A 15,199-nucleotide genomic window follows, 5' to 3' on the forward strand; every position below is an offset into this window, starting at 1 on the left:
AGACGCATCCACGACGACACAGGACGGACGAGCGCGTGGCCGAGGCGGCTGAGAACCAGGGCACCCCGACCGCTCCCGCCCGCCGGTGGCTGCGACGTACCGCCGTCGTCCTGCTGACCACGGGGCCCCTCATCGGCGGCCTGGTGCCCGGCCCGGCCGCTGCCGCGGAAACCGCCGGCACGCCCGCCGCCGCAGGCTCGTCCACCGCTCGGAGTCAGGCCCGGACCGCGGTACACACGGCGGCCGCGGACCGCACCGGCAGCGGCTCCCGCACCGCCGACATCTCCATCAACACCCTCTCTCCCGCGACGCCGCAGAAGGGCGACACGCTCAGCGTCACCGGAACCGTCACCAACAAGGGACGCTCACCCATCACCGACGGCAGTATCGGCCTTCGCATCGGCCCGGGTGAGAACAGCCGCGGTGCGCTCGACCGGAACGCCGCCCGCAAGGACTACCTGCCCGGCGCCGACGGCAAGAAGGTCGAAGGGAAACGCGCGACGACCAAGATCGGCAGCATGCGCCCCGGCATCCGCCGCTCCTTCACGCTCAAGCTGCCCGTCAGCGCGCTCAAGATGCGATCGGCGGGCGTCTACCAGCTGGGCGTCACCCTGACCGGGCAGACCCGGGAGCGTCCCTACGACCAGATCCTCGGCATCGAGCGGAGCTTCCTGCCCTGGCAGACCTCCGACTCGGAGAACAAGACCGAACTCGCCTACCTCTGGCCGCTGATCTCCTCTTCGCATCTGACCGCACGCACGCAGTCCGACGAGGAGCAGACCCCCGTCTTCCGCAACGACGACCTCGCCAAGGAACTTGCCCCCGGCGGCCGGCTCCAGCAGCTGGTCCACCTCGGCAAGGACCTGCCGATCACGTGGATGATCGACCCCGACCTGCTGGCCACCGTCAACGCGATGACCGAGAGGTACCGCGTCCAGAAGAAGGGCGGCGGCACGGTCGCCGGCAAGGGCCAGGCGTACGCGAAGCAGTGGCTCATGGACCTGCAGGGCGCCGTGAAGGGCGAGGAGGTCGCGACGCTGCCCTTCGCCGATCCGGATCTCGCCTCGCTCGCGCACCGCGGCAGGAACGTCCCCGGTGCGCTCGGCGACCTGGACTCCGCCACCAAGCGGGCCATCCCCACGGTCGAGTCGATCCTGCACACCAAGCCCAGCACCGAGTACGCCTGGCCGGTGGAAGGCGCCGTCGACCCGAGCATCGTGGACGTGGCGACGTCCGCCGGAGCCCGCACCGTCATCGCACGCAGCGACAGCTTCCGCGACACCGCCCTTTCGTACACGCCGACCTCCGCCCGTCCCATCGGAGGCGGCAACACCGCCCTGGTCGCCGACTCGCGCCTGTCCAAGGCGTTCGAGGGCGACATGACCCGTCACGGTGCCACGTCCAAGGCGGTGCAGCGCTTCCTCAGTGAGACCCAGGCCCTCAACGCCCAGGTGCCGGGCAAGAAGCGCAGCATCCTCGTAGCGCCCCAGCGGACGCCGAGCGCCGACCAGGCGCAGGCGATGGCGCTGGCTCTCAGCTCCCTCCAGAAGGACGGCCGCTGGGCCGAGGGCAGCGACCTGTCGGAGGTGGCGAAGGCGAAGCCCGACCCGGGGGCGAACCGGCGTGTGCCCCCGGGCAGCCGGTACCCGGCCTCGCTCCGCAAGCAGGAGCTGTCCGGTGACGCGTACCGGCACATGCAGAAGACCAGCCGTCTCGTGGGCGATTTCAAGAAGATCCTCACCCGTGAGGACCGCGTGGTGACCCCGTTCGGCAGCGCGGTGGAGCGGGGCGAGTCGACGTCCTGGCGCGGGGACCCGAAGGGGGCCGCGAACTACCGGGACGGAGTGCGGGACTACCTGGTGGGGCTCACCAAGGAGGTCCACCTGATCCAGAAGTCGCCCATCACCCTCTCCGGCCGCAGTGCCACGATCCCGGTGACGGTGCAGAACAACCTGGTGCAGGGGGTCGACGACCTGGAGCTGCGCCTGAAGTCCAGGCGCCGCATCGGACTCGACGTCGGCGAGCCGCAGGCCGTCAAGATCGACGGTGAGCACAGCCAGTCCGTGAAGTTCTCCACGACGTCGAAGGCCAACGGGCGGGCTTTCGTGGAGGCCCAGCTGTACACGAAGGACGGCAAGCCCTACGGGAAGAGCATGGTCTTCCAGGTGAACGTCACTTCGATCACCTCGACGGTGCTGCTCGTGATCGCGGGCGGTGTGCTGCTCGTCGTGCTCGCCGGGGTGCGGATGTACACCACGCGGAAGCGGAACGGCGGTGCCGCGTCCGGACCTGACTCTTCCGGCCCGGACGGCGACGGTGAGGACGCGGTCGCGCCCGCCCCGGGGCCGGACGCCGGTGCGGAGTCCGGCTCGGGTTCCGACCCGGCCTCCGACTCGGCCTCCGACTCGGGCTCCCGCACGACCTCCGGCTCGGGCGCCGAGGAGCACGGCGACCCCGGCACGTCCGACGCCCGGGCCACAACGGACGGCCCCGGAGAACCGGACGAAGCGGCCCCGGCGTCTCCAGCAGGCGGGACCGGCGGAGCGAACGGCGCGCACCCTCCGGCCGCGCCGGTCGACACCGGTAAGGGAAGCGGAACCGTTCCCGGCACGGGTGAGAAAGTGGAGCGTTGAATCAGCTTGCGAGCAGGGGCAGGGGTAGGTAGCGATGAATCCGCCGCACGACGGTGACCGGGACAGCCAGGCCGCCGGTGACGGCTCGCAGCCGCCGGAGGACCCGTACGTACGGGACGCCTACGCGCGCGACCCGTACGGGGACCGCGACCCGGCCGCAAAGGACCCGGTGAGCGAAGCCCTCGACGACCGCGCGGCTGATCCCCCGCCTCCGCCCGGCACACTCCCCGACCCGCAGGCGCTCTACGAACAGCCCGAGCCCGGACCCCACGCGCCCGACCCGCGGCGCTGGGCTCCCACCCCCGCACCCGAGCCGGACGGCCCTTCCCGGCGGCTGCCCTACGGCGACGACCCCGCATCCGTGCGCTACACGGGGGTGGACGGGCTCCTCAGCGCCACCGAGGACGACGAGGGCGCCCCGCGGGCGGACCGCCCCGGCCCGTCCTGCACACGGTCTGCGGAACCGGCCCGGGAGGAGCAGGCCCGGGAGAAGCAGGCGCCGGAGACACCCCAGGTGAGCACCGAAGGCCGGGATCCCGAGGACGCCTTCGCCCACCTCTTCCGCGACCAGGGCCGCGGCCACGCCGGGCACGGAGCCGCGTCGCCTCCGCAGCCGCGCTCCGGGAGCATGCCTCCGCATGCACCGCACACGTCCGCCTCGGGGCCGTCCGCCGGGAGGAGCCCGTCCGGCGGGAGCGGTCCCCTCCCGGCCGAGGAGCCCGCGGGCCCGGGCCAGGGCCCCGGATTCGAGGCCTCTCACGCCGCGCCCGCCGAAGCGACGCCGCCACCACCGGAACCGGACGCGCCCCCGGCGGCAGCCCCCCAGGACGCCGCCCAGGAGGCGACCGCAGAAGGCGGCAGAGGCGGCGGCAGAGCCGCGGGGCTGCTGCGCTCCAGCGCGATCATGGCGGCCGGCACGATGGTCTCCCGCCTCACGGGCTTCATCCGCTCGGCGATGGTCGTCGCCGCCATCGGCGCCGCCGTGCTCGGCGACACCTACCAACTGGCCATCACGCTGCCGACGATGCTCTACATCCTCACCGTCGGCGGCGGCCTCAACTCCGTCTTCGTCCCGCAGCTCGTGCGCGCCATGAAGGAGGACGGCGACGGCGGTGAGGCGTACGCGAACCGCCTGCTGACCCTCGTCACCGTCATCCTCGGCACGCTGACCGTGCTCGCGGTCTTCGCGGCTCCGCTGCTGGTACGGGTCATGTCCGTTCGCCTTGCGGAGAACCCCCAGGCGAACGAGGTCACCGTCACCTTCGTCCGTTACTGCCTGCCGTCCATCTTCTTCATGGGCATCCATGTGGTGATGGGTCAGATCCTCAACGCCCGCAACCGTTTCGGCGCCATGATGTGGACCCCGGTCCTGAACAACATCGTCATCATGGCCACCGTCGGCGCGTTCCTGTGGGTCTACGGCACCGCCGGCGACTCCGGCCTGACCGTGAGCAGCATTCCGCCGGAGGGCGTGCGGCTGCTGGGAATCGGCACCCTGCTCGGGCTCGTCGTGCAGGCGCTCGCGATGATCCCGTACCTGCGGGCCTCCGGATTCCGCATCCGGCCCCGCTTCGACTGGCGCGGCCACGGCCTCGGCAAGGCCGCCAAGCTCGCCAAATGGACGATCTTCTTCGTCCTCGCCAACCAGGCCGGCGTCCTCGTCGTGACTCAACTCTCCACGTGGGCACAGGAGTCGGCCGCCGCGGAGGGCCACGCCGGAGCGGGCTGGACGGCCTACTCGCAGGCCCAGCTGATCTGGAACATGCCGCAGGCCATCATCACCGTCTCCGTGATGGCCGCCCTGCTGCCTCGCCTCTCGCGCGCAGCCAGCGACGGAGACACCGGCGCCGTCCGCGACGACATCTCTCAGGGCCTGCGCAACTCGGCGGTCGCGATCGTCCCCATCGCCTTCGGCTTCCTCGCCCTCGGCATCCCCATGTGCACCCTGATCTACGGGCCCTCCGGCATCGAAGCGGCCCGTTCCATGGGTTACGCGCTGATGGCGTTCGGCGTCGGGCTCATCCCCTTCTCCGTGCAGTACGTGGTGCTGCGGGCCTTCTACGCGTACGAGGACACCCGTACTCCGTTCTTCAACACCGTCGTGGTCGCCATCGCCAATGCGGTGGCCTCGGCCGGATGCTTCCTGCTGCTGCCCGCCCGCTGGGCGGTCGTGGGCATGGCCGCCTCCTACGGCCTCGCCTACGCCGTCGGCGTCGGCATCGCGTGGCGGCGCCTACGTCTGCGGCTGGGCGGCGACCTGGACACCGCGCACGTGCTGCGTACGTACATCCGGCTCGCCGGTGCCGCCGTGCCGGCCACTGCCGCCGCCGGTGCCGCCGTCTACGGCGTGACCGTCGCGCTCGGCAGCGGGACGCTCGGTTCCCTGGCCTCGCTGACCGCCGGAGGGATCGCATTGGCCGCGGTTTTCGTCCTAGCCGCGAAGAGGATGCGGATCGAAGAGATGACAGCCATGGTCGGTATGGTGCGTGCCCGACTCGGGCGCTGACCGTACAACCATCCACGGCCACTGCGTGTCGTGCATAGCGGCGGACTGTGGGCACAATTGTCGAGCCGTTTCACAGAGTGGCTGCAATGAATTGGGGAGGCAGGAACGACGGTGGCGGAACGGAGCACAGCCGCCGTCGGCGTGGCTGAGAACAGCGGTGACGAGCGAACACTCGCCGCCCGGTCGGACAAGGCCAGCGTCGACAGCGCGATGGACGGAAAGAGCGGCAGCGACCGGCCCCCGGAGGACACCAGACAGGACGCCACACCCCACAGCACTCAGGACGCCGACAGCGCGGGCAGCGGGAACGGAGAAGGCGGCCAGGGCGGCCGTCACGCCGCCGGGCCGGCAGGAGCGCAGCAGCAGGACCGGCCCGGCGGGCAGCAGCCCGGCACCGAGGAGGGCCTCGACGACGGCCCGGAAGCCGCCTCCCCCGGCACGGCGGAGACGCCCGCGCCTCCGGAGCTGCACAGCGGTCACAAGCTCGCACGCCGGTACCGTCTGGAGGAGTGCGTCACCCGTCTGGACGGATTCAGCAGCTGGCGTGCCGTCGACGAGAAGCTGCGCCGGGCAGTCGGCGTCCACATCCTCCCCTCGGGCCACCCCCGGGCCCGCACGGTGCTCTCCGCCGCCCGCTCCTCGGCCCTGCTCGGCGACCCCCGTTTCGTCCAGGTCCTCGATGCCGTGGAGGACCACGATCTCGTCTACGTCGTCCACGAGTGGCTTCCCGACGCGACTCCCCTCAGCGACATCCTCGCCGCCGGTGCCCTGGAACCGCACGAGGCCCATCAGCTCGTCACCCAGCTCTCCCAGGCGATGGCAGCCGCGCACCGCGAAGGGCTCGCACACCTCCGGCTGACACCGGGCACTGTGCTGCGCACCGGCTCCGGGCAGTACCGCATCCGCGGGCTGGCCGTCAGCGCGGCACTGCGCGGCATCAGCAGCGAAACCCCTCAGCGCACCGACACCGAGGGCATCGGAGCTCTGCTCTACGCGGCGCTCACCCAGCGCTGGCCGTACGAGGAGGACGCGTACGGGCTGACCGGTGTCGGCTCCCTCGCCAAGCGCACCCTCGTCGCGCCCGACCAGGTGCGTGCCGGTGTGCACCGCGGGCTCTCCCAGCTCGCGATGCGGGCCCTCGTCAACGACGGCGCCACCGCCTCCAGCCAGGAGCAGCCCTGCGCCACCCCCGAGGAACTGGCGAAGGCCGCCTCCGGCCTGCCGAGGATCCCTCCGCCGGAGACCGGCTTCGGCTCCCCTCACCCGTACCAGCGGCCCGGCTTCCAGCAGGGCGCGTACGGACAGGGCGTCCACGCCCGTCCGGCTGCCGGAAGGGGCGGCCCTGCGGCACCTCCCGACGCCGCGGCGCCGCTCGCCCTCCCGGGCCGTACCGGCAAGATCCTCAAGTGGGGCGTCTCCGCACTGCTGATCGCGGCCCTCGGCCTGGGCAGCTGGCAGGTCGCCGACACCCTTCTCAAGGGTGACGCCCCTCCCGAGCAGGGCGTCGGGCAGACGCAGGGCAACGACGAGACGGGCTCCACCGGCAAGCCGGTGAAGATCGTCGACGCCAAGGACTTCGACCCGCCACCCGGCGGCAACGGCAGCGAGAACCCCGCGAGAGTTCCCGACGCCCACGATGGTGCTCCCAGCACATACTGGCTGACGCAGAAGTACTACGGCCGCCCCGACTTCGGAAACCTCAAGCCGGGCGTCGGGCTGGTGCTCGACCTCGGCAAACCGCAGCAGGTGAGTTCGGTCAAGGTGGATTTCATGGGCGCCACCACGGCCCACTTCCTCGCCGCGCCCAAGGGCACCACCACGATGCCCGGCTCCCTCGCGGGCTTCAGCGAGGTCAGCGGCGGAACCGGTGAGCATCTGACCCTGAAGGCCAAGAAGCCCATCAGGACTCAATACGTATTGGTATGGCTCACCAAGCTCCCGCTCTCGGACGACGGCAACTACCGTGGCCGGATCACAGAGATCCAGGTATCGAGCTGATCCCTCGGCACTGACGCGCGACACGGCCGGCGGGCGAGGATGACGGGAGGCGTCCGACGGTGAGCGAAGACAGCGGTGGCAAGCGGATACGCCGCCGCGCCAAACATGGGCGAGGCGGGGCAGGCGCGCGCCAGAGACGTGGACAGCCGCCCGTACCCGAGCAGGACCGCGGCCCCGACGGCCCGGACGACAAGGAACTCCTCGCCCGGCACGTCGACGGCGACACCGAAGCCTTCGGCGAGCTCGTGCGCCGTCACCGCGACCGCCTCTGGGCGGTTGCGATCCGGACCCTCGGCGACCGGGAAGAGGCTGCCGACGCCGTGCAGGATGCCCTCATCTCTGCCTACCGGGCAGCCCACACCTTCCGCGGCCAGTCCGCCGTCACCACCTGGCTGCACCGCATCACCGTCAACGCCTGTCTGGACCGGGCACGCAAGGCCGCGTCCCGCCGCACTCAACTCACCGACGACACCGAGCGCCTGGACCTGCTCCTCGAACCGCACGAGTCCGCGGCCCTGCCCGCCGAGCGACAGGACCTCAACCGGCAGCTCGTCGAAGCGCTCTCCCAGCTCCCTGCCGAACAGCGCGCCGCTCTCGTTCTCGTGGACATGCAGGGGTATCCGGTAGCCGAAGCCGCCGAGGTCCTCGGCATCGCCGTCGGCACCGTGAAGAGCCGCTGTGCCCGCGGACGGGCCCGGCTGTTGCCCCTCATCACCCATCTACGTCCGGAGGGCGCCGAGCGCGGCAAGCCGAAGCGGGAGGGGAGAAGGAACCGGACCCGCGAGCCATCCGTCCCACCCTCGGAAGGCGTCACGCAACGACCCGGAGCCGTGAAGGGAGGAGGAGAGCACACATGACATCCACCCCTTTCACGTCCGGCTCGCGCAGTACCGACGCCCACCCGGACGTCGCCGAGATTTCTGCGTTCAACGAGGACCTGCTGTCTCCGGCCCGGTCGTCGGAACTGCGTGGCCACCTGGCCGGTTGCCGTCTGTGTGCGGATGTACTGATCTCACTCGAGGAGATCCGTGACTCGCTCGGCGTGCTGCCGGATGCGTCTCCCATGCCGGAGGACGTCGCAGGACGCATCGACGCGGCCCTCGCCGGCGAAGCCATGCTCACTTCTTCGCCTGGCGACAGCTCCGCGGTTTCACGTGAAACCGATCAGGCTTCCCACGGCCGCACCCCGTACGGAAAGCACGCTGGGCGCGGCGCAGCGTCCCATAGGTACGCCGCGGGCGCCGTTTCACGTGAAACAAGCGCTTCGCGCCGTCCCGCCGACCGTCCGGCAGGACGCCCCACGGCCGGCAGCAGCGGGCCCGGGCGTCACAGGCCGGCCCGCCGCGTACGCCGGTGGCGGTCAGCGATCCTCGTTGGGGCAGGTGCGGTCGTCGCACTCGGGCTCGGCGGTCTCGTCGTGCAGTCCATGAATGACTCCGCACCCCCGACCGCCGGGTCGGGTCCTGAGGCAAGCAACAGCGCCCAGGCCGGAAGCGCCCTCGAGAAGCATGTCCAGGGTCTACTCGCGAAGCGTGAGTCCGGTGGGTCCTCCGAAGGGACCGGAAACTCGCCGTCCCGCGACTTCAAGACCAAGGAGAGCCAGGGGAACACGCCGCTCGCGGGAGGCACCACCTCGCTGCCTTCCTGCGTGCGCGCCGGCATCGGCCGCACTGGGACGCCACCGCTCGCGATCGACCAGCACGCACCGTACAAGGGGGGTACCGCCTTCCTCGTCGTTCTCCCGAACGAGGACGACCCGAAGCGCGTGGACGCCTACGTCGTCGACCCGTCCTGTGTCCGGAACGAGGGCAGCGGCCCGGGAGAGGTGCTGACCAGGCACAGCTACATCCGCCGCTGACACACTTCGACCCGAGCCCTTACAGGCGCCACAGCGGGAATGTCTGCCCTCTAGGATCCGTTGGGTGGGGTGAGATCCTCACAGACGGAAAGCAGTCGGCAGACAAGGAATACACCCGTGAGCGACGTCCGTAACGTGATCATCATCGGCTCAGGGCCCGCCGGCTACACGGCTGCGCTGTACACCGCGCGGGCTTCGCTGAAGCCGCTGGTCTTCGAGGGGTCCGTGACAGCGGGTGGTGCTCTGATGAACACCACCGAGGTCGAGAACTACCCGGGCTTCTCGGACGGGATCATGGGCCCGGAGCTCATGGACCAGATGCGCGGCCAGGCGGAGCGCTTCGGCGCCGAGCTGATCCCGGACGACGTGACCGCCGTCGACTTCTCCGGCGAGATCAAGACCGTCACCGACTCGGCGGGCACGGTCCACCGCGCCCGCACGGTGATCGTCTCCACCGGCTCCGCGTACCGCTCGCTGGGCCTGCCCCGCGAGGAAGAGCTGTCCGGCCGCGGCGTGTCCTACTGCGCCACCTGTGACGGCTTCTTCTTCCGCAACCAGAACATCGCCGTCGTGGGCGGCGGGGACACGGCAATGGAAGAGGCGACGTTCCTCTCCCGCTTCGCCGACTCCGTCACCGTCGTGCACCGCCGCGACACGCTCCGCGCCTCCAAGGCGATGCAGGAGCGAGCGTTCGCAGACCCGAAGATCACCTTCGCCTGGAACAGCGAGGTCGAGACGATCCATGAGAAGGACGGCAAGCTGGGCGGCCTGACTCTCCGGGACACCAAGACCGGTGAGACCTCCGAGCTCCCGGTGACGGGCCTCTTCGTCGCCATCGGCCACGACCCCCGCGTGGAGCTGTTCAAGGACGTACTCGCACTGGACGAGGAGGGCTACCTGAAGGTCGACGCCCCCTCCACCCGCACCAACATCCCCGGAGTCTTCGCCGCGGGCGACGTCGTCGACCACACCTACCGGCAGGCCGTCACCGCCGCCGGCACCGGTTGCTCCGCCGCCCTGGACGCCGAGCGCTACCTCGCCGCCCAACTCGACGGCGCCCACAGCGACCACGTCGCCGAACCCGAGAAGGCCGAAGAAGCCCAAGAGGCAGCGGAGGCCGAGGCCGCGGCGCTCTAGGGTCAGCCGCCAGCCAACGCAGACATCAGCGCAACACGCACCATCACGAGAAACGAGGAGAACCACCATGGCCGGTGCCACCGTGACCGCGACCGACGCAGACTTCGACGATGTCGTGCTCAAGAGCGACAAGCCTGTGCTCGTCGACTTCTGGGCCGCCTGGTGCGGTCCGTGCCGTCAGATCGCCCCCTCTCTGGAGGCGATCGCCGAGGAGAACAGCGACAAGCTCACCGTCGTGAAGCTCAACATCGATGAGAACCCGGCTGTCGCCGCCAAGTACGGGATCATGTCGATCCCGACGATGAACGTCTACAAGGGCGGCGAGGTCGTGAAGACCATCGTCGGTGCGAAGCCGCGTGCGGCGATCGAGAAGGACCTCGCCGAGTTCATCGGCTGAGCGAGCGCGGCGGAAGCCGCCGTACTGACACACGTGAAACGGCCCGGCGTACATCGCCGGGCCGTTTCACGTGAAACCGACGCGCAGGAACCCCGCGCAGGGACTGCCGCTCCACGTACGCCGTACCGAGCGATGCCGCGTTGCCAGTCGGGCGTCTGTCGGCAGTCCGCCTCCGGTCTCAGTCACAGAGGACGGAGAACTGGGTCTTTCTGCACCGCCCCGAGAAGTTGGTCGAGCGCGCGCTCCATGTCCTCACGCCAGGAGACCGTCGAACGCAACTCGAGCCGCATCCTCGGAAACCTGGGATGGGGTCGGACGGTCTTGAAGCCGACCGCCAGCAGATGGTCGGCAGGGACCACACACTCCGGCTCCGCCCAGCGTGAATCCCCGAACGCCTCGATCGCCTTGAAGCCTCTCCGCAGCAGGTCCTTGGCCACCGTCTGCACGATGACGCGCCCCAGTCCCTGCCCCCGGTACTCCGGCATGAGCGAGGCCGTCATCAACTGCACGGCATCAGGGGAGACCGGGCTCGTCGGGAACGCGAACGACCGGGGGACGTACGCCGGAGGCGCGTACAGAACGAAACCGACCGGCTTCTCGTCCACATAGACCACACGCCCGCAGGACCCCCACTCCAGCAGAACCGCGGAGATCCATGCCTCCTTCTCAACCTCCGGCCGACCGGTTCGTACCGCGGCCTCACCACTGACGGGATCAAGCTCCCAGAACACGCAGGCGCGGCAACGCCCGGGAAGATCCGTGAGGTTGTCCAGTGTCAGCGGAACGAGCTGTCGCCCCATGGATCCATCGTATCCATGGGGCGACGTTCGAACCGGTTCTTGCGGGCGGGTATCGGAGCATCCGAAGCCCACGTTCGCGTGGGCCACGCGCACCGCCTCAGTCCGTGCCCTCCTCCGCCTCGGCCTCCTCCGACTCCGCAGTCAGTTGTTGTCCCAGCACGCGGCCCTCACCCGGGGCCAGTTGTCCGAGGATGCGCTCAAGGTCATCGACGGACGCGAACTCGACGACGATCTTTCCCTTCTTCTGGCCGAGGTCGACCTTTACGCGGGTCTCGAAACGGTCCGAGAGCCGGCCGGCCAGATCGTCCAGTGCGGGGGACACGCGCTTCCCCGCACGAGGGCCTTTCGACTTCGACGCACTCTTCGCGGTGGCGCCGCTCGCCATCGTGACGATCTCCTCCACCGCCCGCACCGAGAGCCCTTCGGCGACGATGCGGTGAGCCAGGCGGTCCTGCTCGCCACCGTCCTCCACCGACAGCAACGCACGAGCGTGCCCGGCCGAGAGCACCCCGGCGGCCACCCGCCGCTGCACAGACGGTGAAAGCCGCAGCAGCCGCAAGGTGTTGGAGACCTGAGGGCGGGAGCGGCCGATGCGGTCGGCAAGCTGGTCGTGTGTGCAGTTGAAGTCCTTCAGAAGCTGGTCGTAGGCGGCGGCTTCCTCAAGTGGGTTCAGCTGCGCCCGGTGGAGGTTCTCCAGGAGCGCGTCGAGAAGCAGCTTCTCGTCCTCGGTCGCCCGGACGATCGCGGGGATCCGCTCCAGCTCCGCCTCACGGCAGGCCCGCCAGCGGCGCTCACCCATGATGAGCTCATACCGCTCCGGCCCCAACTGACGTACGACGACCGGCTGGAGGAGACCGACCTCCTTGATGGAGGTGACCAACTCGCTCAGTGCGTCCTCGTCGAAGACCTCACGAGGCTGACGAGGGTTGGGTGTGATGGCCTCCAGCGGAATCTCCGCGAAGTGTGCTCCGGCGGGCACGACTTCATTCGGCGCGGTTTCACCGTCCGACCCCGGTGTTTCACGTGGAACGTCGTCGTGCGCCTCGCTGTCCGGCAACGCGGTCACCTTGGCCGCCGCCACACCACGATCCGGTGGGATCACGGGGACGGCGCTCGGCGAGGTGGCCCCGTTGGCGTCAACCGTCGGGCTCCCCTCATCTCCGGACGCCGGCGCCGCCGGGATCAGAGCACCCAGACCCCGGCCCAGCCCCCTACGTCGATCACTCACTGCGTCCCCTCCGGCATGGTGCTGTTCTGCTGTTGCTGCAGCTGCTGTACCGACTCCTCGTGACGCTGCTGAACATTCGGATCCCGCAGCGCGATCTCACGAGCAGCCTCCAAGTAGGACAGCGAACCGCTCGATCCAGGATCGTAGGTCAGGACCGTCTGGCCGTAACTGGGGGCCTCGGAGATGCGCACCGAGCGCGGAATGTTCGTCCTCAGCACCTCGGCGCTGAAGTGGCTGCGGACTTCATCCGCGACCTGTGAGGCAAGCCGGGTCCGGCCGTCGTACATGGTGAGGATGATCGTCGAGACATGCAGTCGCGTGTTGAGGTGGCCCTTGACCAGATCGACGTTCCGAAGCAGCTGTCCCAGACCCTCCAGGGCGTAGTACTCGCACTGGATCGGGATGAGCACCTCGGCACCGGCGACCAAGGCATTGACCGTCAGCAGACCGAGGGACGGGGGGCAGTCGATCAGGACGTAGTCCAGCGGCTGCTCATATGCACTGAGCGCGCGTTGGAGACGGCTCTCCCGGGCGACCAGCGACACCAACTCGATCTCCGCACCGGCGAGATCGATGGTGGCGGGTGCACAGAAGAGCCCCTCCACGTCCGGTACGGGCTTGACGACGTCGGCCAGCGGCATGCTCTCGACCAGGACGTCGTAGATCGACGGCACTTCCGAATGATGGTCGACCCCGAGGGCCGTCGACGCATTCCCCTGAGGGTCAAGGTCGATCACGAGGACTCGGGCACCGTGGAGGGCCAGGGAGGCGGCCAGGTTCACGGTGGTGGTGGTCTTCCCGACTCCACCCTTCTGGTTGGCCACGACCATGACCCGTGTCTGCTCAGGCCTCGGAAGGCCCTCACCGGCACGGTTCATCGCCTCTACCGCCTGCTGGGCGGCGCGACCGATCGGCGTATCGTCCATCGGTGGCGGCGTTTCACGTGAAACCTCCACCGATTCTGAACGGGGGCCGGGGACCGGGTCGGCCATCGGTCCCGCGGTATTGGCGTCGGACCGCAACGGTTCACTCTCCTCGACATAAGGCTCGTGCTGAACAGAGCCTGCCATGTTTTCGGTGTCATGAACCAGCGAGCCCCGCTCAGTTGTGGATGAATCCACCGAGGAGCGGGGCTTGGACGAGGATTTCCGGTCGCGCTGCATGGCTTGAGCGCGACCGCGGCTGATGATTCCTTGCAAGAGAGAGCGGCGTTTCACGTGAAACACGATGCACACTCGGGCACCGCACACCAGGACGACACACCGTAACGCATAGTCTTAAGAGCTTTTTTGGAGTAAGCGGACATCCCGTTCTGCGGGATACTCAGCGCCTGCGCCGCCCACCGCGTGCCGCACGCCCCCGTGCCTTCTGAGCCTTCGCCCGGCGCGCGGCGAAGCGCACTCCGCCGGGGCTCTCCCCGACTTCCGCCCGCACGACGGTCGACAGGGGATCGACCACGCCGTCGCCCACCTGGACCACCGAGGTCTCCACGACACCGAGCTTGTGCAGCGCGTCGCGGGTGCCCCTCAGCTCCTCCTCGGCCGTGTCGCCCTTGATCGCCAGCATCTCTCCGTACGGGCGGAGCAGCGGGATGCCCCAGCTCGCCAACCGGTCCAGCGGAGCGACCGCCCGGGCAGTCACGACATGCACCGGCTGAAGCGCCCCGAGCATCTCCTCGGCACGACCGCGCGCCACCGAGACGTGTTCCAGACCCAGCAGCTCGACCACCTCCTCGAGGAAGGTCGTGCGCCGCAACAGAGGCTCCAGCAGCGTGATCTCGAGGTCGGGGCGCACGAGGGCCAGAGGGATTCCGGGCAGGCCGGCACCCGAACCCACGTCACAGACCGTCACGCCTTCCGGCACGATCTCCGAGAGAACCGCGCAGTTCAGAAGGTGCCGCTCCCACAGTCGCGGCACTTCCCTGGGCCCGATGAGGCCACGGCGCACGCCTACGTCCGCAAGCAGCTCCGCATAGCGCCGCACGTCCGGGAGTTGGTCGCCGAAGAGCTTCCTTGCCGCCTCAGGCGGCTCCGCGAGCTCCGACAGCTCGCTGAATTCCGCCGGACCCCCCTCGGGCGGCCCGGCCTGCCCCACCGACCCGTCCGTCACGGCAGCACTACCACGCAGCGCTGCGGCTCCTCGCCCTCGGACTCGCTGCGCAGCCCCGCTTCCTTCACCGCGTCATGGACGACCTTGCGCTCGAAGGGCGTCATCGGCCGCAGCTTCACGGGCTCCCCGGAGCCCTTCGCATCCTGCGCCGCCTTGGCCCCCAGCTCTGCGAGTTCCTCACGCTTGCGGGCCCGGAAGCCGGCGATGTCCAGCATCAGCCTGCTGCGGTCACCCGTCTCACGGTGTACCGCGAGGCGCGTCAGCTCCTGGAGCGCCTCCAGGACCTCACCCTCGCGCCCCACCAGCTTCTGGAGATCACGACTGGACCCGTCGTTGATGATCGACACCGCGGCGCGGTCGGCCTCGACGTCCATGTCGATGTCACCGTCGAGGTCGGCGATGTCGAGAAGGCCCTCGAGGTAGTCCGCCGCGATCTCGCCCTCCTGCTCCAGGTGGGAGAGGGTGTCCCCCTCGTTCTGGGCGGTCGTACCAGTGGTGTCCGTGGTCTCCGTCACGCCGTGGGCTCCTTCTCG

At 69.6% G+C, this 15,199-nt stretch carries 12 protein-coding genes; 7 read left to right on the top strand and 5 right to left on the bottom strand.

Features of this window, described 5'->3' with window-relative positions; translation table 11 throughout:
• The first annotated feature begins 35 nt into the window (after positions 1-35).
• The 7 genes from H180DRAFT_RS04730 to trxA all read left to right on the top strand — a co-directional run bounded on the left by H180DRAFT_RS04730 (position 36) and on the right by trxA (position 10,529).
• Positions 36-2,633: a DUF6049 family protein gene (locus H180DRAFT_RS04730; protein ID WP_254665876.1), complete on the top strand. Its 2,598-nt coding sequence runs from the start codon at positions 36-38 to the stop codon at positions 2,631-2,633.
• 34 nt (positions 2,634-2,667) lie between these two features.
• Complete coding sequence (gene murJ / locus H180DRAFT_RS04735; protein WP_055484696.1) at positions 2,668-5,139, top strand: murein biosynthesis integral membrane protein MurJ; 2,472 nt, start codon at positions 2,668-2,670, stop codon at positions 5,137-5,139.
• A 111-nt stretch (positions 5,140-5,250) separates the two neighbouring features.
• Entirely contained in the window at positions 5,251-7,137 is a 1,887-nt protein-coding gene (locus tag H180DRAFT_RS04740; RefSeq protein ID WP_055484697.1) for a protein kinase family protein, read from the top strand.
• 59 nt (positions 7,138-7,196) lie between these two features.
• Entirely contained in the window at positions 7,197-7,994 is a 798-nt protein-coding gene (gene sigM / locus H180DRAFT_RS04745; RefSeq protein WP_254665877.1) for an RNA polymerase sigma factor SigM, read from the top strand.
• A 569-nt stretch (positions 7,995-8,563) separates the two neighbouring features.
• Positions 8,564-8,995, top strand: a complete 432-nt coding sequence (locus H180DRAFT_RS30265) for a hypothetical protein (protein ID WP_254665878.1) — start codon at positions 8,564-8,566, stop codon at positions 8,993-8,995.
• A 117-nt stretch (positions 8,996-9,112) separates the two neighbouring features.
• On the top strand, positions 9,113-10,132 hold the full coding sequence (gene trxB, locus H180DRAFT_RS04755) for a thioredoxin-disulfide reductase (protein WP_055484699.1): 1,020 nt from the start codon (positions 9,113-9,115) through the stop codon (positions 10,130-10,132).
• A 67-nt stretch (positions 10,133-10,199) separates the two neighbouring features.
• On the top strand, positions 10,200-10,529 hold the full coding sequence (gene trxA, locus H180DRAFT_RS04760) for a thioredoxin (protein WP_055484700.1): 330 nt from the start codon (positions 10,200-10,202) through the stop codon (positions 10,527-10,529).
• Between the two features lie 182 nt (positions 10,530-10,711).
• On the opposite strand, the gene H180DRAFT_RS04765 is transcribed toward trxA, so the two are convergent.
• The 5 genes from H180DRAFT_RS04765 to H180DRAFT_RS04785 all read right to left on the bottom strand — a co-directional run bounded on the left by H180DRAFT_RS04765 (position 10,712) and on the right by H180DRAFT_RS04785 (position 15,181).
• Complete coding sequence (locus tag H180DRAFT_RS04765; protein ID WP_055484701.1) at positions 10,712-11,329, bottom strand: GNAT family N-acetyltransferase; 618 nt, start codon at positions 11,327-11,329, stop codon at positions 10,712-10,714.
• A gap of 97 nt (positions 11,330-11,426) precedes the next feature.
• Entirely contained in the window at positions 11,427-12,557 is a 1,131-nt protein-coding gene (locus H180DRAFT_RS04770; protein ID WP_074466629.1) for a ParB/RepB/Spo0J family partition protein, read from the bottom strand.
• Positions 12,554-13,627: a ParA family protein gene (locus H180DRAFT_RS04775; protein ID WP_074466630.1), complete on the bottom strand. Its 1,074-nt coding sequence runs from the start codon at positions 13,625-13,627 to the stop codon at positions 12,554-12,556. Before H180DRAFT_RS04775 ends, H180DRAFT_RS04770 begins: the two co-directional genes overlap by 4 nt.
• A 253-nt stretch (positions 13,628-13,880) precedes the next feature.
• Positions 13,881-14,666 (bottom strand): 16S rRNA (guanine(527)-N(7))-methyltransferase RsmG, encoded by a 786-nt coding sequence (gene rsmG / locus H180DRAFT_RS04780; RefSeq protein WP_254665879.1) that lies wholly within the window; start codon positions 14,664-14,666, stop codon positions 13,881-13,883.
• Positions 14,663-15,181: a Jag family protein gene (locus H180DRAFT_RS04785; RefSeq protein WP_055484704.1), complete on the bottom strand. Its 519-nt coding sequence runs from the start codon at positions 15,179-15,181 to the stop codon at positions 14,663-14,665. Before H180DRAFT_RS04785 ends, rsmG begins: the two co-directional genes overlap by 4 nt.
• Positions 15,182-15,199: the final 18 nt, after the last annotated feature.

This window comes from Streptomyces sp. WMMB 322 (genome assembly GCF_900090145.1).
Classification (GTDB): domain Bacteria; phylum Actinomycetota; class Actinomycetes; order Streptomycetales; family Streptomycetaceae; genus Streptomyces.

Bases quoted from the DNA above. Each gene is read 5' to 3' on its own strand.
- murJ (WP_055484696.1), top strand. From the start codon at position 2,668: ATGAATCCGCCGCACGACGGTGACCGGGACAGCCAGGCCGCCGGTGAC.
- H180DRAFT_RS30265 (WP_254665878.1), top strand. From the start codon at position 8,564: ATGAATGACTCCGCACCCCCGACCGCCGGGTCGGGTCCTGAGGCAAGC.
- trxA (WP_055484700.1), top strand. From the start codon at position 10,200: ATGGCCGGTGCCACCGTGACCGCGACCGACGCAGACTTCGACGATGTC.
- H180DRAFT_RS04765 (WP_055484701.1), bottom strand. From the start codon at position 11,329: ATGGGGCGACAGCTCGTTCCGCTGACACTGGACAACCTCACGGATCTT.
- H180DRAFT_RS04775 (WP_074466630.1), bottom strand. From the start codon at position 13,627: ATGGCAGGCTCTGTTCAGCACGAGCCTTATGTCGAGGAGAGTGAACCG.